Source organism: Solibacillus sp. FSL K6-1126 (genome assembly GCF_038003445.1).
GTDB lineage: Bacteria > Bacillota > Bacilli > Bacillales_A > Planococcaceae > Solibacillus > Solibacillus silvestris.
On record NZ_JBBOPD010000001.1, the window covers coordinates 716,621 to 738,737 of the forward strand.

The following is a 22,117-nucleotide window of genomic DNA, read 5'->3' on the forward strand; positions in this document are numbered from 1 at the left end:
ATTCTTTTTCCATTGAATTTTATTTGCATACGTAAAGCTTCCTTCATTTTTAGTAGGAAGCTTTTTATTTTTGTAGAAAATTATACAACGAAATTTTGGAGGTTATTATTTTGAAAAAATGGCAACTGCTATCTTCCGCAGCATTACTTACATTAACATTGGCGGCATGCAACTCGGAAAAAGCAACAGATGAACAATCAGCAAAAGACAATACAGAAGTAACTGAAGCAGCACAATTCCCGGTAACTATAAAAGATGCCTTGGACAAAGAAATCACGCTTGAAAAAGCACCAGAGCGCATTATTACATTGGCTCCATCCAATACGGAAATTTTATTCGGACTAGGGTTAAACGATGAAATTATCGCTGTGAACGACAATGATACATATCCTGAAGAAGCATTATCTAAAGAATCAGTTGGCGGCATGGAATTTAATCTAGAACAAATAATCAGCCTGCAGCCCGACTTAGTTGTCGCACATGAATCGGGATTGTACAGCTTCAATGAACAGGCGATTGCTCAGCTTGAATCAGTAGGAATTCCTGTATTTGTTGTAAAAGATGCGAAAACATTTGAAGAAACATATGAAACAATCGAACAAATTGGCAATCTGACGAATAAAGAAAAAGAAGCAGAAGAAATGATCGTCTCCATTAAAGAGGGGATTGAAGAAATTGAAGTGAAAGTAGCCGACCTGGAAGAGAAGTCCGTATTTGTTGTTGTTGGGACAAATCCGCAACTATATGTTGCTGGACAGGAGACGTTCATTAGTGAAATGCTTGAAGTATTAAATGTAGAAAATGCCGTTCCGGAACTCGGGTGGCCGCAGTACAGCTCGGAGCAATTTGTAAAGAGCAATCCGGATATCATTTTAGTAACATATGAAAACGACTTGGCAGCAATCGAGGAAAATGATGCATATGCAGAAATGGATGCTGTGAAAAACGCCAATGTGAAATTAGTCGATAGCGATACGACAAGTCGACAAGGTCCGCGTATTGTAGAAGGTATTGAATCAATTGGGGAAGCAATTTATCCAGAGGTATTCAATGAATAAAAAATATTCAATCGCCTATGTACTATCGATTGGATTGCTTTTAAGCAGTATATGGATTGGCATTTCGTTCGGGTCTGTTAATATTCCGTTTTCGACATTGTGGGATAAAACAACAGATCCGGTTGCATACAGTATTTTGTGGAAAATCCGAATGCCACGCGTCATTTTAGCCGCATTAATCGGGGCTTCTTTAGCAATTGCGGGGGCAGCATTCCAAGGGTTGCTTAAAAACCCTTTGGCAGATCCATACACATTAGGTATTTCATCAGGGGCCTCGGTAGGTGCGGTAATGACAATCTTTTTAGGCATTTCCATACCGGTGCTCGGTGTATTCACATTGCCGGTATTCAGTATGGCTGGAGCTGCATGTACGATGATCATCGTCCTGACATTTGCCAGACTTGTTGACCGCTCGATGAAAATGGAGACACTGATTTTGACGGGAATTATTTTCAGCTCGTTTTTAGGGTCCTGTATTTCCTTAATGGTCGCACTTACTGGTGAACAGCTACGAGAAATCATCGGCTGGCTTCTAGGAAGTGTATCGATGCGAGGGTGGCCATATGTCCGGATGGTTCTGCCATTTATGGTGCTTGGAACGGCAATTATTTGGCTGACTCGCCGTGAATTGAATGCGATGATTTATGGAGAAGAGCGTGCCCAGTATTTAGGGGTAAATGTTAAGCGCAGCAAGTATATGATATTGGCGGGTGGTTCCATTCTAACAGGAGCGGCTGTTGCTGCATCCGGGACAATTGGATTTGTCGGATTAGTAGTACCGCATATGATTCGCCTGCTAATCGGAGCAGACCATCGACATTTATTGACATTGTCGTTTTTGAACGGTGCAAGCCTGCTCGTCATTTGTGACTTAGTATCACGTACAATTATTTCCCCTATTGAACTGCCGATTGGTGTTATTACTTCCTTTATTGGAGCACCCGTCTTTGCCTATATCTTCTTCAAGCAACGTAGAAAGGTTGTTGCATAATGTTAAAAGTAAATAATCTATCCGGCGGTTACGGTGGGAAAACGGTTGTGAAAAATATGACGTTTCACGTGGAAAAAGGAAGAATTCTCGGGATTCTTGGTCCAAACGGTAGCGGAAAATCGACATTACTGAAGATGATCAGTGGTGTGCTGAAATGTGAAACAGGCGAAATTTTCATTGAAGAGAAACCGCTTAAAAGTTATGATAACAAGCAATTAGCGAAAAAGATGGCCGTACTCCCTCAATTAAATGCAAGCGCATTTACGAACAGTGTATATGATGCGGTTTCGTTAGGACGCTACCCTCATCAGAGCGGTTTTTTTTCATCTTGGACGGAAGAAGATGAAACGACGGTACAGCGGGCGATGGAAAGCACAGGTGTTTCGAAATATAAAAATCAATACTTGGAGTTTTTATCCGGCGGCGAGCAGCAACGGGTATTTATTGCACAGGCACTTGCACAAAATTCGGAGCTGCTTCTATTGGATGAACCGACAAACCATTTGGATATCGCGCATCAAAAGCAGATTTTGGATATGATTCGAATGCAAGTTGAGGTGCATGGGCTGACAGTTGTCTCGATTTTCCATGATATTAACTTGGCATCGCTTTATTGTGATGAGCTGCTGCTATTGGAAAATGGTGAAGTACGGGCGTTTGGTGAACCGCATGAAGTCGTGCTGCAAGAGCAGATTGCCGATGTGTATCAGGCTCGAATTGCGACATATCCCCATCCGGAACTGCCAAAACCGCAAATTACGATGCTGCCAACGAATGAAATGGAAAGAAAAGCTGCGGCAATCCATATCAACAAGTTTCAAATAACTAAAGACTATATCGAATATCAGGCACAGGCACCGCTAAAAGTAATTTCATCAGCTGTTCATAATGCCGGCATAGGCTGGTATGACACATTACTCAACCGTTCCATTGCTCCTGAATACGATATTTATAATGTGAAAGAGGAAACGGAGCATTTTTTGAAAGAGCGCAAGTTTTCTCCAACAAATACGGTCGTCATGCTGACAGCCGTGGAAACAAGCTGCGCGGCAATTCGTCATTTTTCGAAAAATAATGCAGAAATCCTTGTCATGGTAACAGCAGGGGTAGGCAACAGTGTTGACGTTACGAAAACATATTTGCGCGAAGAAGAGCCACATATTGGTACGATTAATACATGGGTAATCATTAATGGTAAGCTGACAGATGAAGCATTTATTCAGGCGATGATTACGGCAACAGAAGCCAAAACGAAAGCATTGGCAGATCAGCAAATAAAAGATGCAGTAACAAATACGATAGCAACAAGCACCGCAACGGACAGTTTATTAATTGCCGCTACCCAACAAGGTGAAGAAATGCCGTATGCCGGACCTATTACAGAAATCGGCAAACTGATCGGCCGGGCCGTTTTTGAAGTGACGATCGAAGCGATTAAGAAATATAAACAGCATTATAATAAATGAAAAACCTTAAAGGAAAAAGCTTACGCATGGAAAAAGAGTGTCAATATACTTAAAGGAAATTTTCAAAAATTCTAGAATACTAAATCGAAAGGGTGATGATGGATGAAATTATATACAAAGCAAGGCGATACAGGAAAGACGAGCATTATTGGAGGACGTGTTGATAAAGACCATCTGCGTGTTGAAGCATACGGGACAATTGATGAGCTGAATTCATTTATCGGTAAAGCTGTCAGTGAATTGGAGCAAGAAAAGTTCAAGGATTTGATTGACGACTTAACAGCCATTCAACATGAATTGTTTGATGGAGGCGGGGACTTGGCAAATGTAATGAAAGAACGCCATTACAAACTTACCGAAGAACCAATCACTGTTTTGGAAAACCGTATCGATGTACTTTCCGAAGAAGCTCCACCATTAAAACGTTTCATTTTACCAGGGGGAGCACCTGCAGCAGCTACTCTGCATATCGCTCGAACAGTTGCCCGCCGTGCGGAACGCGAAACTGTATCTTTAATGAAAGAAATTGAAGATGTTTCACCAGTTGTACAAAAATATTTAAACCGATTATCGGATTATTTATTTGCTGCAGCACGTGTTGTAAACTATCGATTATCGATTCAGGATGTCGAATATATTCGTAGTGGCGACGTATTTAAATAAACGAAAAATGCTAGTTAAGACGGAAAAATCGTCTAACTAGCATTTTTTATATTTTGATTTAATTTTCAGAATAAATGACGAAATCTGTTGACTGAATGCTCATTCATTATTACAATGGGTTTATAGTTTAATATGGAAAAATAGTTTATCGGGGTGTATGAGATAAACAAAGGGGTTTAAAGCTTCGTATTCTAGGGGGGAAAAGGATGAATACATTTTTAATCATTAACTGGATTGCATTTTTCGCCGTGTTACTTTATGCGCTGGGGTTATTCGCATATTTGTTGAAAACACGTTATGACTACATTCAGCTTGGTCGCAAAGAAGAGTTCAATCACAAATTTTCTGAACGTATGTCGGATATTGTCGAGAAAGTATTCGGCCAGTCAAAACTATTAAAAGATAAAAAGATGGGTCTTGTACACGTTCTGTTTTTCTATGGATTTTTAATGGTTCAGTTCGGAGCAATCGATTTAATCTGGAAAGGTCTGGCGCCAGGTTCACATTTACCGCTCGGCGGCCTGTATCCGGTATTTACATTTACACAGGAGTTAGTTGTACTAACAATTTTAATCGCAGTTGCGGTTGCATTTTACCGTCGTTATATGGAAAAGCTTGCGCGTTTAAAGCAAGGTTTTAAAAATGGCTTAGTGTATATGTTTTTAGCAATCCTGATGTTTGCCACATTATTTGGCAACGGCTTTTATTTAATATGGCAGGAACATAGTTTAACAGGTTCTGAACCAGTAGCATCTGCAATTGCCTGGGTATTCCAGTGGATGAATCCGACGATTGCTGCTGTCTTGTTCTTCGTTATGTGGTGGGCACACTTGTTGGCGTTATTAGCATTCCTTGTTTATATCCCGCAAGGTAAGCACTTCCACTTAATTACGTCGATTTTCAACGTTTATTACAACCGTCAAGACCGTATTGGCACATTACGTCCAATCGATTTTGCTGCATTGGAAGAAGCGGAAGATGAAGAAAGTATGCCGCCGCTTGGAGTCGGAAAAATTCACGATTTCACGCAAAAGCAAATGCTTGATCTGTATGCATGTGTAGAATGTGGACGTTGTACGAATATGTGTCCGGCAACAGGTACAGGAAAAATGCTGTCACCGATGGACCTGATCGTAAAATTACGAGACCATCTAACATTTACCGGTGCAGTTGAGCTAAAGAAAAAGCCTTGGGTACCATTCTCATTCTTTAATAATACACAAGGTAACCAATTGGCAATGGCTGCTGGTGCTGAAGGTGCAGTAATTGAAGACATTTACAGCCCGTCATTAATCGGCGATGTTATTACAGAAGAAGAAATCTGGGCTTGTACAACATGCCGTAACTGTGAGGATCAATGTCCGGTAATGAATGAGCATGTTGATAAAATTATTGATTTACGACGTTATTTAACAATGACTGAAGGTAAAGTGAATCCGGATGCCCAACGCGCAATGACAAACATTGAGCGCCAAGGGAATCCATGGGGCTTAAACCGTAAAGAAAAAGAAAACTGGAGAGAAATGGACGAAACAGTACACGTTCCAACAGTAAAAGAATTGAAAAAATCAGGCGAAGAAATGGAATATTTATTCTGGGTCGGTTCAATGGGTTCATTTGATAACCGCTCACAAAAAATTGCATTGGCATTCGCTAAATTAATGAATAAAGCAGGCGTTAAGTTTGCCATTTTAGGTAACAAAGAAAAGAACTCTGGAGATACACCACGCCGCTTAGGTAACGAATTCTTGTTCCAGGAGCTTGCAACAGCCAACATTGACGAATTTGAGAAAAATGGCGTGACGAAAATTGTAACGATTGACCCGCACGCATACAACATTTTCAAAAATGAGTATCAGGATTTCGGCTGGAAAGGTGAAGTACTTCACCATACAGAATTACTATACGATCTGATTCAGGAAGGCCGTTTAACAATGGATTACCGTGTGGATGAAACGATTGTATTCCACGATTCATGTTACTTAGGACGCTATAATGATGTATTCGACCCGCCACGTGAAATTTTAAAAGGTATTGCAGGCGTGAAGCTAGTTGAAATGGAGCGTAATCGTGAAGACGGTATGTGCTGTGGTGCAGGCGGTGGCTTAATGTGGATGGAAGAGCATGTCGGAAACCGTATTAACGTTGCACGTACAGAACAGGCAATTGCAACACAGGCATCGGTTATTTCTTCAGGCTGTCCTTACTGTTTAACAATGCTTTCGGATGGAACGAAAGCAAAAGAAGTGGAAGATACAGTAGGCACTTACGATATTGCTGAAATTTTAGAGCGTGCAGTATTCGGAACACCGGAAAAAGTGCAAGTTCAACAAGTGCAAGAAGAAGTAGTAGAAGAAACAGTTGCTGCACCTGTAGAACCGATTGAAGTTGAGAAACAAGCATCAGCAGTTGAAACTTCATCACTTACAGAAGAGCAGCAAGTGGCAACAGATACGGCACCTGCTGAAAATGAAAATAACGATCAAAACAAGTAAAAATAGAATTAACGAGAATAAAATTTATAGTCAGTATATTTGAATAATTTGTTGCGAATTCAAATTGGTTTTAATACAATGAAAGTAAGCGAAGAAATGAGAGTAGTAAATACTCTCATTTTTTTCTAAATATTGATTGAGCGAGCGTTCAGTCGAATTACTAATTACAGACTGCAAACAGTGTTTCTATTAGTAAATGATGGGGATCGTTACTAATAGATTAATAGCCTGCAGGAACTTCACAATACGGATGACGATGTAAAAAATTCGGATTAATTCAAACAAAGGGGTGTATGGATTGTCGAGAACAGTTATTTTAGACGGCGCACGAACACCATTCGGTAAATTTGGTGGCGCATTAAGTTCATTAACAGCAAGTGACTTAGGCGGAATTGCAATTAAAGAAGCATTGGTGAAGGCCAATGTATCAGCAGATGAGGTAAATGAAGTCATTATTGGAACCGTATTGCAGGCGGGGCAGGGGCAAATCCCTTCACGGCAAGCTGCAACAAAAGCGGGAATTCCTTGGAATGTGAAAACCGAAACAATTAACAAAGTATGTGCTTCAGGCATGCGCAGTGTTACTCTTGCCGATCAGCTTATTCGATTAGGGGACGAAGAAGTAATCGTGGCAGGTGGAATGGAATCGATGTCAAACGCACCGTACTATATGCCAAAAGGTAGATTTGGTTTGCGTATGGGAGATGCTAGTTTAGTAGATGGCATGATTTATGATGGTTTGTCTTGTGCCTTCCATCCGAAACAAGTGCATATGGGCATTTACGGTAATAGCACAGCGAACAAGTTTGAGATTTCTCGTGAACAGCAGGATGCATGGGCGGTACGTAGCCATGAAAAAGCATTGGCGGCAATGGACTCAGGGAAATTTGCAGAGGAAATCGTAGCAGTGGAAATTCCACAGCGTAAAGGCGAACCACTTCGTATTGAGACGGACGAGGCACCGCGAGCAGGGACAACATTGGAAACGCTAACAAAATTAAAGTCGGCATTCAGCAGTGACGGTACAATTACAGCTGGTAATGCCCCAGGTGTGAATGACGGAGCATGTGCACTAGTACTAATGAGTGAAGAAAAAGCACATCAGGAAAACCGTCAGCCACTTGCAACAATTCTCGCGCATGCGGAAGTAGGGGTAGCACCTGAAGATTTCCCGCAAACACCGGGACTTGTAATAAATGAGTTGCTAAAAAAATCTGGCAAAACATTGGAAGACATTGATTTAATCGAAATTAATGAAGCATTCGCAGCGGTTGCTCTTGTAAGCAATCAAATTAGCGGACTGGATGAGAGCAAAGTAAATGTTAACGGGGGTGCCGTAGCTTTAGGACATCCGATTGGAGCAAGTGGTGCCCGTATTATATTAACACTCGCTTACGAACTGAAGCGTCGTGGGGGCGGTCTAGGAATTGCGGCTATTTGTTCTGGCGGCGGTCAAGGGGACGCGGTATTAATCGAAGTAACAAACTAAGGGGATGAAATAAATGGCAATTCAAAAAGTAATGGTCATCGGCGCAGGGCAAATGGGTTCCGGGATCGCACAAGTTTGTGCACAGGCAGGCTATGAAGTCATTTTGAATGATATGAAGGATGAATTTTTCGAACGCGGTTTAAATACCATAACGAAAAATTTGGCACGCGATGTTGAAAAGGGCCGTAAAACAGAAGAAGAAAAATTTGCTGTTTTAGCTCGAATTACTAAATCATTGACGATTGAAGATGCAAAAGACGCGGACATTATCATTGAAGCGGCAGTTGAAAACATGGATATTAAACAATCGATTTTTAAGCAGCTTGATGAAATTGCACCTAAGCATGCCATTTTAGCGACGAATACATCGAGTTTACCGATTACCGAAATTGCGGCAGTGACAAAACGACCTGAGCAAGTAATTGGTATGCACTTCATGAATCCGGTTCCAGTCATGAAGCTTGTTGAAATTATTCGCGGATTGGCAACAGCGGATGAAGTGTATGAAACGGTTGCTGAAATGACAAAGCAGCTGGGGAAAACAGGTGTGGAAGTAAATGATTTCCCGGGCTTTATTTCAAATCGTATTTTATTGCCAATGATCAATGAAGCAATTTATGCATTGTATGAAGGCGTAGCGTCGAAAGAAGCAATTGACGATGTGATGAAAATGGGGATGAACCATCCGATGGGTCCATTAACATTAGCTGATTTTATCGGGTTGGATACATGCTTGTCGATTATGGAAATTTTACACGAAGGACTAGGTGACAGTAAGTATCGTCCATGTCCGTTATTACGCAAATATGTGGCAGCCGGCTGGTTAGGCAAAAAGAGCGGTCGAGGGTTCTACATATACGAAAGCTGAGGGACTTCTATGAATTTACAATTTACTGATGAGCAGTTGATGATGCGTAACATGGTTCGTGATTTTGCTAAAACCGAAATTGAACCGTTTATCGAGCAAATGGAAGCGGGAGAGTTTCCGAGGCATTTGCTGACGAAAATGGGTGAGCTTGGTCTGATGGGAATTACTGCACCTGCTGAATATGGCGGGGCGGAAATGGATTTTACTTCCTACATTATAGCGATTCATGAGCTGTCGAAAGTAAGTGCGGTAATGGGTGTTATTTTATCAGTGCATACTTCAGTCGGCACAAATCCGATATTATATTTCGGCAATGAAGAACAAAAGAAAAAGTATGTACCGAAGCTAGCAAGTGGAGAATCGATCGGAGCATTTTGTTTAACAGAGCCAAGTGCCGGTAGTGATGCAGGTTCACTGAAAACTCGGGCAGTTCGTGACGGCGAACATTATGTGCTGGACGGCGCAAAAGTGTTTATTACAAATGGTGGGGAAGCCGATGTGTATATCGTCTTTGCTTCTACCGATCCGGAAGCAGGTTCTCGGGGGATTTCCGCATTTATCGTAGAGAAAAATACACCAGGTCTGATAATCGGAAAAGACGAGCGAAAAATGGGTCTTCACGGTTCTCGTACGGTTCAGCTTACATTTGAAAACATGCGCGTTCCTGCAGAAAACTTGCTCGGGCAAGTAGGGGATGGCTTTAAAATTGCATTGGCCAACTTGGATGTAGGACGAATCGGCATTGCAGCTCAAAGTTTAGGAATTGCCGAAGCAGCATTGGAAGCGGCAACTGCCTATGCAAAAGAGCGGATACAGTTCGGAAAGCCAATTGCCCAGCAGCAAGGGGTCGGCTTCAAGCTTGCCGATATGGCAACAGCAGTGGAAGCTTCGAAACTGCTCGTCTACCGAGCTGCCAACATGCGCAGTGAAGGGCTGTCATGCGGAAAAGAAGCATCGATGGCAAAACTGTTTGCTTCTCAAACAGCGATGGATACAGCGATAGAAGCCGTACAAATATTAGGCGGCTACGGCTATACCGAAGACTATCCGGTGGAACGCTATTTCCGCGACGCAAAAGTTACACAAATTTACGAAGGCACAAGCGAAATCCAGCGCATCGTTATTAGTAAGAATGTGATGGGGTGACGTACTTAAAAATATTGTTGATTGAAGTGGAGGTTCGACTCCAGCGGGAAAAGCACGACGCCAGAGACTAGGAACAAAAGCTAAGAACGCCACGTCCTGTGGCAACGCTTTTGTGACCAACATCCGTGTTGGCCTCGTGCCCGCGGAAAGCGTAACCGTAACGGAAATCAACGGGTAATCTAATTTAAAGGGGATATAGGGATATGAACTTTCAATTATCAGAAGAACACCAACAATTACGCGAAATGATTCGCGATTTTGCAATCAATGAAGTAGCACCAACAGCAGAGCACCGCGATGAGCACGAAGAATTCGACCGAGGCATTTTCGATAAAATGGCCGAGCTAGGCTTAACAGGTATTCCTTGGCCGGAAGAATACGGCGGAGCAGGGTTTGACTACTTGGCATACTGTATCGCAGTTGAAGAATTATCACGTGTTTGTGCATCGACAGGGGTAACATTGTCAGCACATACATCACTTGCAGGCTGGCCGATTTTCAAATTTGGAAATGAAGAGCAAAAGCAAAAATATCTTCGTCCAATGGCAGAAGGTAAGAAGATCGGTGCTTACGGTTTAACAGAGCCAGGTTCAGGCAGTGATGCAGGCGGAATGAAAACATATGCCGTAAAAGACGGGGACGACTATATTTTAAACGGTTCGAAAATCTTCATTACAAATGGTGGAGTGGCAGATATTTATGTCGTATTTGCGGTAACAGATCCGGAAGCGAAAAATGGTACGACTGCCTTTATCGTTGAAGCGGACTACCCAGGCTTCTCTGTAGGGAAAAAAGAGAAGAAACTAGGAATTCGTTCATCTCCAACGACTGAAATCATTTTTGACAACTGCCGTGTACCGAAAGAAAACGTACTAGGTGAAGAAGGTCAAGGTTTCATTATCGCGATGAAAACGCTTGATGGCGGACGTAACGGAATTGCAGCACAAGCGGTTGGGATTGCACAGGGCGCATTGGATGCAGCGGTTGATTATGCAAAAGAGCGTGTTCAGTTCGGCAAGCCGATTACTGCAAACCAAGGGATATCATTCAAGTTAGCGGATATGGCAACAGAAATTGAAGCTTCACGTTTATTGACGTACCAGGCGGCATGGTTGGAATCAAATGACTTACCATACGGAAAAGCATCGGCGATGGCAAAACTGCTTGCGGGTGATACAGCGATGAAAGTAACGACAGAAGCTGTTCAGGTTTTCGGCGGCTATGGCTATACGAAAGATTACCCGGTAGAGCGTTATATGCGCGATGCGAAGATTACGCAAATTTATGAAGGTACACAAGAAATCCAACGCCTTGTAATTTCGCGTATGATCACGAAATAGCCTATGGCGAAAAATGATAAGCTGCACGTCCAATCGTCAATAAAAGATGAAAATAAAATTATTGCCCGCCGTCAGCAAATTATCGATGCCGGTGTGAAGCTTTTCAAAGAAAAAGGCTTCCACCGTGCAACTACAAGGGAACTTGCAAAAGCAGCCGGTTTTTCTATCGGGACTTTATATGAATATATTCGTACAAAAGAAGATGTTTTATTTTTAGTTTGCGACAATATCTTCAATGAAGTAACGAAATGCTTAACCGATTTCACGTCCGATACAGGTACAATCGAAGGTTTGAAACAGGCGATCCGTCATTATTATTTACTGATTGATCAAATGCCTGAGGAGTTTACGATTATGTATCAAGAAACGAAGTCATTGCAAAAAGCTGCGATGCATTACATTCTCGATAAAGAACTTGAAATGGTCGCTATTTTTGAACGCATATTAAAGGACTGTGTGGAAGCTGGTAATTTATCGCTTTCTGAAGATGCAATCTATTTAGCAGCAAACCACATCGTCGTACAGGGGCAAAGTTGGGCATTCCGCAAATGGGCACTGCAAAAACGATACACGATCGATCAATATATAAATTTGCAAACAACAATGTTTTTACAAGGCATTATGCAGTTTGAAAATTAGGAAAGGAGAATCGCCATGTAGAGCAACTAGTTAAACAGTTTGCTTCGTATGGCGATTTTTCATTATTCCAACATAACAAAGGGGTTATTAAAATGGGGAAAACTGAAGTATACAAACCAAAAAATCATATTCGCTTTGTCACAGCATCGAGCCTTTTTGATGGGCATGATGCTTCAATAAATATTATGCGCCGAATTTTACAGTCAAGTGGGGCTGAAGTCATTCATTTAGGCCACAACCGTTCTGTAGAGGAAGTGGTTAATGCTGCAATACAGGAAGATGCGCAAGGGGTGGCGCTATCTTCATATCAGGGCGGTCATATTGAATATTTCAAATATATGTACGATCTGCTTCGCGAAAAAGGGGCACCACATATTAAAATTTACGGTGGCGGCGGTGGTGTAATATTGCCGCGCGAAATTAAGGAACTGCATGATTATGGCATTGCCGGCATTTTTTCACCGGAAGATGGGCGCCAATTAGGTTTACAAGGGATGATAAACAAAAAGCTTGAAGGTGCAGATTTTTCTACACTAAAAGGAAATTACAAAGAACTTTTAGAAAAACTTTCGACCGATACGCCGGAAATTTTGGCGAATTTAATTACAGCTGCCGAAGTTGGCGGGGATGCAGAAATTGAAGAAATGCTGCAGCTTGCACGAACTAAAAGCTTAAACACACCGGTTATTGGGATTACCGGTACAGGCGGCGCAGGGAAATCTTCGCTGACAGACGAACTTATCCGCCGATTCCTGCAAGAATTCCCGGATAAGAAGCTTGCCATTATATCGGTTGACCCGACAAAACAAAAAACAGGCGGGGCTTTATTAGGTGACCGTATCCGTATGAATGCCATCTTTAATAATCGCGTTTACATGCGCAGTTTGGCAACACGCGGCTCACATACGGAATTATCAAGTTCGATTGGTGATGTACTCGATGTTGTACGCACAGCAGGATTTGATTTAATCCTTGTTGAAACAAGTGGTATCGGGCAAGGGGATGCTGAAATTACGAAACATACAGACCTTTCGATGTATGTAATGACGAGCGAATTCGGTGCACCGACACAGCTTGAAAAAATCGACATGATCGATTTTGCAGATTTGATTGCGATCAACAAATTTGAACGAAAAGGTTCTGAGGATGCATTGCGTCAAGTTCAGAAACAATTCCAGCGTTCACGTGAACTATGGGAAGAACCACTTGATCATATGCCTGTATTCGGGACAATCGCTTCGCAGTTCAACGATTTAGGGACGAACTCATTATTTGCGGCTCTTGTAGCGAAAATTAATGAGAAGTTCGGATTAGATTGGGAAACTTCGTATGAGCAATTTGTGAAAACGCAAAAACAAAACATCGTTATTCCGAATGACCGTCGCTATTACTTGCGCGAAATCTCGGAAACGATCAGAAATTATCATAAGCATGCGGAACAGCAGGCATTACTGGCAACGAAGTGGTATCAGCTAGAAGGAACGAAAGCACTGCTTCCGGAAAGTGAAACAGCATTAACTGCATCAATTGATTCTTTACTGGAAGGGGTTCAAAATGAATTAACTGCGGAGTCGAAGCGTATACTGAAAAATTGGAATGCATTAAAAGAAGCTTACGCTGGCGACGAACTCATTACGAAAGTGCGTAATAAGGAGATTAAAACCATTTTACGTACCGAGTCTCTGTCAGGCTTGAAGATTCCGAAAGTCGCGTTGCCGAACTTTAAAGATTACGGTGAAATTTTACGCTGGGTGTATAAAGAAAATGTACCAGGTGAATTCCCTTATACAGCAGGTGTTTTCCCGTTCAAACGAGAAGGTGAAGACCCGAAACGTCAATTTGCGGGTGAAGGGACTCCTGAGCGTACAAATAAACGGTTCCACTATTTATCTAAAGATGATGATGCAAAGCGTTTATCGACGGCATTTGATTCAGTAACGTTATATGGGGAAGATCCTCATACACGTCCTGACATATACGGAAAAGTAGGGGAGTCTGGCGTAAGCATCTGTACATTGGATGATATGAAAAAACTTTATGCAGGCTTCGATCTATGTGCACCTTCTACATCTGTATCGATGACGATTAACGGACCTGCGCCAATTATTTTGGCAATGTTTATGAATACAGCAATCGACCAGCAAGTACAAAAGCGTGAACAGGAGTTGGGCCGTACTTTAACGGTGGAAGAATTTACAGAAACGCGTGAACAGACATTGCAAGTAGTGCGCGGTACCGTACAGGCGGATATTTTAAAAGAGGATCAAGGGCAAAATACATGTATCTTCTCAACAGAATTTGCGCTGCGTATGATGGGCGATATCCAACAATATTTCATCGATCATAAAGTAAGAAATTATTACTCGGTATCCATTTCAGGCTACCATATCGCCGAAGCAGGAGCGAATCCGATTTCGCAGCTTGCATTTACATTGGCAAACGGTTTTACGTATGTTGAATATTATTTAAGCCGTGGTATGAATATCGATGATTTTGCACCGAACTTAAGTTTCTTCTTCTCGAACGGTCTTGACCCTGAATATACAGTCATCGGTCGTGTAGCACGTCGCATCTGGGCTGTTGTCATGCGTGAAAAGTACGGCGCAAATGACCGCTCGCAAAAGCTGAAATACCATATTCAAACTTCGGGCCGCAGTCTGCATGCACAGGAAATCGATTTCAATGATATTCGTACAACACTGCAGGCATTGATGGCATTGCAGGACAACTGTAACTCACTGCATACAAATGCATACGATGAGGCAATTACTACACCTACAGAAGAATCGGTACGCCGCGCGATGGCGATTCAAATGATTATTACAAAGGAACACGGCTTATCGAAAAACGAAAACCCGTTACAAGGGGCGTTCATTATCGAAGAGCTTACACAACTAGTAGAGCAGGCGGTGCTGGAAGAGTTTGACCGCATGAATGATCGCGGCGGGGTACTTGGTGCGATGGAAACACAGTATCAACGCGGAAAAATCCAAGAAGAATCGATGCACTATGAGCATTTAAAACATTCAGGACAACTGCCGATTATTGGCGTGAACACATATTTAAACCCGAATCCGACATCTGAAGAAGCGATCAATAACATGGAGATTGCACGTGCATCTAAAGAAGAAAAAGATCTACAAATTGCAAACTTGGCAGGCTTTAAAGAAGCGAATGCGGACAATAGTCAAAAAGCGCTAGATCAATTAAAAGAAGTCGCAAAAACAGGCGGCAATATTTTTGAAGAACTAATGGAAACAGTTAAAGTAGCGAGCCTTGGCCAAATTACTCAGGCCCTCTATGAAGTAGGAGGCCAATACCGCCGTAATATGTAAGGGATAGATTTGTTGTTTGCAGCTTGCAGAAAACAACTTAATAACAAGCCTTTTTTACTTAGTTATTTGAAAAAAAAGCAAAAAAATGAACTTAGAATACCACGAGTGCGGAAATTTTCGTTATACTAGTAAATACATGGACGATCTGATGAAGGAAGGTGCGCAATAGTGCAACAGTATGTACATTATATTTTAATTTTAGCATGCCTAATTGCAACCTTCTTTTTATATAACCGACAATTAGCAGCAATCCCTTTGCTGCTTTTATCCTTTATTTTATTTTATGTTGCCTATAAAAAAGTAACAAATTTAAAAAACAAGAAATGAAACTAGCATAGTGATAGCATGTTTGTATATAATGGGTATTATGCTTATATCCATCCAGTTGTTGTACAAGCAACAGCAGAACGGGTATAAGATCTTCGGCAGATGGTAAGGATTTGGAAGACGAATCCAGACGCAATTACGCCGAGTCGTAATTGATAAATAGACATGTAAGGATGGAAAGGACGTGCACGATTTGAACTTTCGTGGTATGACAGATGAACAATTAGCAGAAGAGTCATTAATCGACTTAGCATACGCACTATTAGAAGATAAAAAACAAGCAATGCCATTAAATGAATTATTAAAAGGTATTCAAGCATTAAATGGGATTTCGGATGAAGATTTAAAATCACGTTTAGTGCAATTTTATACTGACTTAAACGTAGAAGGCCGTTTTTTATTAAACCAAGAAAATGGCTGGGGTTTACGTGAGTGGTATAAAGTAGAAACAATCGAAGAAGAAACAGCGCCAACAATTAAGACACGTAAGAAGAAAGCAAAAGCTGTTGACGACGAAGATGAAGATGAAGTTATCGACCTTGAAGAAGAGGATGTTTTATTCGAGGAAGATTACGATGAATTCGTTGACGACGAAGAAGAAGAGGAAGAAGTGGATGAGGACATCGACTTCGTTGAAGAAGACATTGAAGAAATCGATCCTGACATCGATGAAGAACTAATCGATGAAGATGATACATTTATTATCGAGGATGATGATGAAGAAGAAATAGATGAAGAGCTAGACGAAGAAGACGAAGAGTTAAAATAAGTATTTTCACATTGGAAATTGAAAGTGCTTGACTTCTATTTCAGTTCCGTATAATCTTTTACTTGGGCTCCTTTAAAAAGGAGATTGACCGTATAAGTTATACGCTCCCCCTGCAAAATAGTGCAGGAGGAGCGTTTTTTATTTTTTCAGGCGTTTTTAATCCCTCATTAACGGGTGGTAAGACTCCGCGGGAGATCAACTCCCCGTAAAATCCAGAGGGTTCAACTAATAATCCGAGGGGATGGAGAAAATTCCCGATGATTGGTAGTTTCACTTTATTAGAAAAACATTCCCTTGCATTTAGGAAGCAATAGAGTGTTTTTCTAATTTGTTTTAAAAGAAGGAGGAATTTGTATGACAAAGTATATTTTCGTAACAGGTGGGGTAGTTTCATCACTTGGTAAAGGGATTGTAGCAGCATCATTAGGTCGTTTATTAAAAAATCGTGGATTGGAAGTAACAATTCAAAAATTTGATCCATATTTAAATATTGATCCAGGTACAATGAGCCCATACCAGCATGGTGAAGTATTCGTTACAGATGATGGTGCAGAAGCGGACTTAGACTTAGGTCACTATGAGCGTTTCATCGATATTAATCTTGGTAAACACTCAACTGTTACTTCAGGTAAAGTATATCAATCGGTACTAAATAAAGAGCGCCGCGGTGACTACAATGGTGGTACAGTTCAAGTAATTCCTCACGTAACAAATGAAATTAAAGACCGTGTACAACGTGCTGGCCGTGAAACTTCTGCTGATGTTGTTATTACGGAAATCGGTGGTACAGTAGGTGACTTTGAATCACTTTCATTCCTTGAAGCGATCCGTCAAATGCGCCGTGATTTAGGCCATGAAAATGTAATGTACATCCACTGTACATTAATGCCTTATATTGCAGCTGCTGGTGAAATGAAAACAAAACCGACACAGCACTCTGTTAAAGAGTTGCGTTCATTAGGTATTCAGCCAAATATTATCGTATTACGTACAGAACAACCAGTGCCGCAGGACATGAAAGAAAAAATCGCTTTATTCTGTGACGTAAAACCTTCTGATATTATTGAATCACGTGATGCAGAACATTTATACGAAGTTCCATTAAATCTTCATGCACAAGGTTTTGACCAAATCGTTCTTGATCATTTCGGTATTTCAGCGCCGAAAGCAGATATGACAGATTGGAAAGAGCTTGTACATTTAGTGAAAAACTTGGAGCACAAAACACGTATCGCTTTAGTAGGGAAATACGTAGAATTGCAAGATGCTTATATTTCAGTTGTTGAAGCATTAAAACATGCAGGTTATGTATACAATTCGGATATCGAGATCGACTGGATCAATGCTGAGCATGTTACAGCGGAAAATGTTGATGAGTTGCTAGGACAAGCAGACGGTATTTTAGTACCAGGTGGTTTCGGCGACCGTGGTGTTGAAGGGAAAATCGAATCTATCCGTTATGCACGTGAAAACGATGTACCGTTCTTCGGTATTTGCCTAGGTATGCAAATGGCGACAGTAGAATTTGCGCGTAATGTTATGGGCTTGGAAGGCGCACATTCAACAGAACTGGACAAAAATACGAAGTATCCGATTATCGATTTCTTACCAGATCAAACAGAAGATACAGATATCGGCGGAACATTACGTCTTGGTTTATATCCATGTAAATTAAAAGAAGGATCTCGTGCACGCGCGGCTTACAATGGTGAAGAGTTAGTATACGAACGTCACCGTCACCGTTACGAGTTCAACAATGAATTCCGTGAAGCAATGGAAGCGGAAGGTATGGTATTCTCAGGATTATCTCCTAACAATAAATTAGTAGAAATTGTTGAACTACCAGAGAAGAAATTCTTTGTTGCGGGTCAGTTCCACCCGGAATTAATTTCACGACCACAACGTCCACAACCATTATTCCGTGAGTTTGTTGGCGCAGCATTTAATAATAAAAAATAAAGAGTTGGGGCAAAAGTAGCTCCAAAATTAAAAGCAGCTCAATTTTACGATAGTAAAGTTTGAGCTGCTTAATTTGTATACCTACTTTAGAGAGGCGCATATAAATTCAAAAATACAAAAGACGACCCCCATACCAGTATGGATTAAGAGTCGCCAATAAATTATGCGAATGGTGATGGATGGTCGTCAAGTAACTCGTCATCCTCTTCATCATCGTCTACGAGCATTTCATCGAATTCCATCTTAATCGCTTCATAAATATATAAAGCTGCTATAATATGTGGAAAAACGATGCGTTCGCCGAGCTTCGTCGGATGCGGTAAAATGCCGCCACGCACTTTTAATGAAATATACGTATAAGCAAGGTCGCTTAACGGATTGTCGTCACTGGCCACTTCACTTGCGACAGCCGCAAATGGAATGAATTCTGCATGCAGTTGCTGTGCGAGCTTTAATGCTTGTTCATCTGTAGCATGACGCGTAAAAATAATCACACGGTCAGCAGGCATTAGTTCGACCTCTTCTGTATAACGTGCAAATTTAGTGAATGTACCTGCACCAAGCTCTGCATTTACCGCAACAGCTTCCATTTCACCAAATGTCGCAAAGTAAATTGTTCCTTGTCCGATTGCTGCCTGTGCCAATAATCGTGCAGTTTCCTCAATTGATTCTTCTTCAGTTTGCTGTATGCGCTGTAGAAGGCCTGTTAATTGCGTAGTTAAAATTTTAGACATATTTACACCTCAAAGTTATTATAAAATTGTGCACATAAAAAAGCAAAAGCACAAACTCTCTCTATAAAAGAGGGGAAATCAATTTAGTAATAGAATGTAACTTATATAAAGTGAAACTTCAATCAGTGGGGTTTTCTTGCCCACTGATTAGAAGGAACACAAGCTAAAACCGTCACGTCCTGAGACAATGCTTGTGTGACCAACATCGTGTTGGCCTGAACCGATCGGGCACTTATGGGTAGTTGAGCTACCGCCTATCCTTTTCGCCCTTGAGAAGTATAGAGGCGGGAGTCTTACTACCCGTTAATGCGGGATAAATTATTATTGTAATGGGGGATCACATTGAAGGGGATACTAATAGTAGATGATCAGCAGGGGATAAGGATGCTTCTAAATGAAGTGTTTAAAAAAGAAGGATTTACGACTTATTTAGCGGCAAACGGTTTTGATGCAATAAAAATTGCACAGGAAAATGAGCTCGATTGTGTTCTACTGGATATGAAAATACCCGGAATGGACGGTCTGGAAATTTTAGCACGTTTGAAAGAAGAACACCCGGAGCTGCCTGTAATGATGATGACTGCTTATGTTGAACAGCATATGATGGACACTGCAAACGAATTAGGTGTGTTGAAATACTTTACAAAACCTTTTAATATTTTTGAAGTACGTGATGAAGTTAATAAACTAGTAGAAAAGGCTGAAAAAATATAAATGAAACAGGCGAGCAGGCAGTAGCGCATACTGTCTGTTTTTGTTATGATTAATCTAAATGTTTTTGTCAATTCATGTGATTTTGCAAAGAATAGACGATGAAAAAAATACTTAAAAAAAGTATTTTGCGCAAACTATGTTTTTCTAGCAGCAAACTATTTATGTATCTTCGAGGAGGATTTTAATAATGGCATTAGTTTCAATGAAAGAAATGTTAATTAAAGCAAAAGCGGAAGGTTATGCAGTAGGTCAATTCAATATTAACAATTTAGAATGGACGCAAGCCATTTTACAAGCAGCAGAAGAAGAAAAGTCACCAGTAATTCTAGGTGTTTCTGAAGGTGCCGGGAAATATATGGGCGGTTTCATTGCTGTTGTAAAAATGGTTGAAGGCTTAATGGAAAGCTACAAAACAACTGTTCCAGTAGCAATTCATTTAGATCATGGTTCAAGCTTCGATAAATGTAAAGAAGCGATCGATGCTGGTTTTACTTCTGTAATGATTGACGCTTCACATCATCCATTCGAAGAAAATATCCAAACGACTAAAGAAGTTGTCGACTATGCGCATGCAAAAGGCGTATCTGTTGAAGCAGAACTTGGTACTGTAGGCGGCGAGGAAGACGGTGTCATTGGTGGCATTATGTACGCAAACCCGCAAGAATGTAAATCATTAGTTGAAGCTACAGGTATCGACTGTTTAGCTCCAGCATTAGGTTCAGTTCACGGTCCTTACAAAGGCGAACCAAACTTAGGATTTGCTGAAATGGAAGAAATCTCAACATTAACAGATGTTCCGTTAGTACTACATGGTGGAACAGGTATTCCGACAAAAGATATTCAACGTTCAATTTCTTTAGGGACAGCAAAAATTAATGTAAACACAGAAAACCAAATCTCGGCAACGAAAGTAATCCGTGAGTTTTTAGAAAATGATAAGAAAACATATGATCCACGTAAATATTTAGGTCCAGCTCGTGAAGCGATTAAAGCGACAGTAATCGGTAAAATGCGCGAATTCGGCAGCTCTGGAAAAGCCTAAGCCTGCTTAAGTTTAGAGGCAGAATTTTACTACCCGTTAAAGCGGGATAAATGAATCCACAAAAGAAAAGTGCACAAACTATGCGTACTTTTCTTTGTGAACACGTGTTTTTCAACATAAGACATCTCGTTCACAAATGAGCGAGATGTGTTTTTATAATCAAATGTAAATCGGAGGCTATTATAATGAAATTTTTTATCGATACAGCAAACTTTGACGAAATTAAAGAAGCATACTCTTGGGGGATTCTTTCAGGTGTAACGACGAACCCATCATTAGTTGCAAAGGAATCAGGCGTGAATTTCCACGACCGCTTACGTGAAATTGCTGAGTTAGTAAACGGCTCGGTTTCTGGTGAAGTTATTTCTTTAGACGCAGAAGGAATGATTCGTGAAGGGGAAGAATTGGCTGCGATTCACCCGAATATTACTGTAAAACTTCCAATGACACCAGAAGGATTAAAAGCATGTAAACACTTCTCTGAAAAAGGCATCAAAACGAACGTGACATTAATTTTCTCTGCAAACCAAGCATTGATGGCGGCACGTGCAGGCGCATCTTATGTATCTCCATTCTTAGGACGTCTAGATGATATTGGTCAAGATGGCGTAGAATTAATCCGTGAAATTGCTGAAATGTTTGCTATCCACGAAATTGAAACGGAAATTATTGCCGCATCTATTCGTCACCCGCAACATATTACGCAAGCTGCATTAGCTGGCGCACATATTGCAACAACTCCATACAAAGTTTTACAGCAACTGTTTAATCATCCATTAACAGACAAGGGAATTGAAGGATTTTTAGCGGATTGGGCAAAGCGAGAAGGGAAATAATAAGAATAACTCACAGCAGTTGACTTATTATCAATTACGCCTCGGCGTAATTGTGTCCAGATTTTTTTGAGTTTAGACCTACAGGACGTGGGTCAGTCAGCCGTTGTCGCACGGCGACGTTTTTAGGCTGACTTCCTCATTAAAACATCCTTTAAAAAATCTGTGACATCTGCCAGAAGCTCATCTTCATTCAGCAGATGTCCGTAGACTTCTGCTGAATGAAGATGAAATTTGTCCAATCGTAAG

17 protein-coding genes are annotated in these 22,117 nt (G+C 41.0%); 16 read left to right on the plus strand and 1 reads right to left on the minus strand.

Annotated elements, in window-relative coordinates; genetic code table 11:
• The first annotated feature begins 110 nt into the window (after nt 1-110).
• From MHH44_RS03550 to MHH44_RS03610, 13 genes are all read left to right on the plus strand, one after another.
• Nucleotides 111-1,058 carry an ABC transporter substrate-binding protein gene (locus MHH44_RS03550; protein WP_014824741.1) on the plus strand — a complete coding sequence of 316 codons (948 nt, stop codon included), beginning with the start codon at nt 111-113 and terminating at the stop codon, nt 1,056-1,058.
• Nucleotides 1,051-2,049, plus strand: coding sequence for a FecCD family ABC transporter permease (locus MHH44_RS03555; RefSeq protein WP_008404523.1), 999 nt, complete (start codon nt 1,051-1,053; stop codon nt 2,047-2,049). The genes MHH44_RS03550 and MHH44_RS03555 overlap by 8 nt, the downstream gene beginning before the upstream one ends.
• A complete protein-coding gene (locus tag MHH44_RS03560) occupies nt 2,049-3,515 on the plus strand; it encodes an adenosylcobinamide amidohydrolase (protein ID WP_340797824.1) in 1,467 nt (488 codons plus the stop codon). The genes MHH44_RS03555 and MHH44_RS03560 overlap by 1 nt, the downstream gene beginning before the upstream one ends.
• A gap of 102 nt (nt 3,516-3,617) precedes the next feature.
• On the plus strand, nt 3,618-4,178 hold the full coding sequence (locus MHH44_RS03565) for a cob(I)yrinic acid a,c-diamide adenosyltransferase (RefSeq protein ID WP_340797825.1): 561 nt from the start codon (nt 3,618-3,620) through the stop codon (nt 4,176-4,178).
• A 206-nt stretch (nt 4,179-4,384) separates the two neighbouring features.
• On the plus strand, nt 4,385-6,673 hold the full coding sequence (locus MHH44_RS03570; RefSeq protein ID WP_340797826.1) for a (Fe-S)-binding protein: 2,289 nt from the start codon (nt 4,385-4,387) through the stop codon (nt 6,671-6,673).
• A gap of 298 nt (nt 6,674-6,971) precedes the next feature.
• Complete coding sequence (locus tag MHH44_RS03575) at nt 6,972-8,162, plus strand: acetyl-CoA C-acetyltransferase (RefSeq protein WP_339263729.1); 1,191 nt, start codon at nt 6,972-6,974, stop codon at nt 8,160-8,162.
• 13 nt (nt 8,163-8,175) lie between these two features.
• Nucleotides 8,176-9,030, plus strand: a complete 855-nt coding sequence (locus MHH44_RS03580) for a 3-hydroxybutyryl-CoA dehydrogenase (RefSeq protein WP_340797827.1) — start codon at nt 8,176-8,178, stop codon at nt 9,028-9,030.
• Between the two features lie 9 nt (nt 9,031-9,039).
• Entirely contained in the window at nt 9,040-10,176 is a 1,137-nt protein-coding gene (locus MHH44_RS03585) for an acyl-CoA dehydrogenase (RefSeq protein ID WP_340797828.1), read from the plus strand.
• 203 nt (nt 10,177-10,379) lie between these two features.
• On the plus strand, nt 10,380-11,516 hold the full coding sequence (locus MHH44_RS03590; protein WP_008404507.1) for an acyl-CoA dehydrogenase: 1,137 nt from the start codon (nt 10,380-10,382) through the stop codon (nt 11,514-11,516).
• Nucleotides 11,517-11,519: 3 nt separating this feature from the next.
• Complete coding sequence (locus MHH44_RS03595; protein WP_340797829.1) at nt 11,520-12,155, plus strand: TetR/AcrR family transcriptional regulator; 636 nt, start codon at nt 11,520-11,522, stop codon at nt 12,153-12,155.
• Nucleotides 12,156-12,247: 92 nt separating this feature from the next.
• The gene (gene icmF, locus MHH44_RS03600; protein WP_340797830.1) at nt 12,248-15,490 is read left to right on the plus strand and encodes a fused isobutyryl-CoA mutase/GTPase IcmF; all 3,243 of its coding nucleotides are present in this window, start codon (nt 12,248-12,250) and stop codon (nt 15,488-15,490) included.
• Between the two features lie 511 nt (nt 15,491-16,001).
• A complete protein-coding gene (rpoE, locus tag MHH44_RS03605) occupies nt 16,002-16,586 on the plus strand; it encodes a DNA-directed RNA polymerase subunit delta (RefSeq protein ID WP_008404501.1) in 585 nt (194 codons plus the stop codon).
• Nucleotides 16,587-16,940: 354 nt separating this feature from the next.
• Nucleotides 16,941-18,545 (plus strand): CTP synthase, encoded by a 1,605-nt coding sequence (locus MHH44_RS03610; protein WP_340797831.1) that lies wholly within the window; start codon nt 16,941-16,943, stop codon nt 18,543-18,545.
• Between the two features lie 161 nt (nt 18,546-18,706).
• Here the strand turns inward: MHH44_RS03610 and MHH44_RS03615 are convergent, their stop codons facing one another.
• Entirely contained in the window at nt 18,707-19,279 is a 573-nt protein-coding gene (locus MHH44_RS03615; protein ID WP_340797832.1) for a DUF2529 domain-containing protein, read from the minus strand.
• A gap of 342 nt (nt 19,280-19,621) precedes the next feature.
• Here MHH44_RS03615 and MHH44_RS03620 point away from each other — a divergent pair, with 342 nt between their 5' ends.
• The 3 genes from MHH44_RS03620 (at nt 19,622) to fsa (ending at nt 21,871) form a co-directional block, all read left to right on the plus strand.
• Nucleotides 19,622-19,993, plus strand: a complete 372-nt coding sequence (locus MHH44_RS03620; protein ID WP_081483462.1) for a response regulator — start codon at nt 19,622-19,624, stop codon at nt 19,991-19,993.
• 187 nt (nt 19,994-20,180) lie between these two features.
• Nucleotides 20,181-21,035, plus strand: a complete 855-nt coding sequence (locus MHH44_RS03625) for a class II fructose-bisphosphate aldolase (RefSeq protein ID WP_065216618.1) — start codon at nt 20,181-20,183, stop codon at nt 21,033-21,035.
• A gap of 185 nt (nt 21,036-21,220) precedes the next feature.
• Nucleotides 21,221-21,871 carry a fructose-6-phosphate aldolase gene (gene fsa / locus MHH44_RS03630; protein WP_008404490.1) on the plus strand — a complete coding sequence of 217 codons (651 nt, stop codon included), beginning with the start codon at nt 21,221-21,223 and terminating at the stop codon, nt 21,869-21,871.
• Nucleotides 21,872-22,117 lie beyond the last annotated feature (246 nt).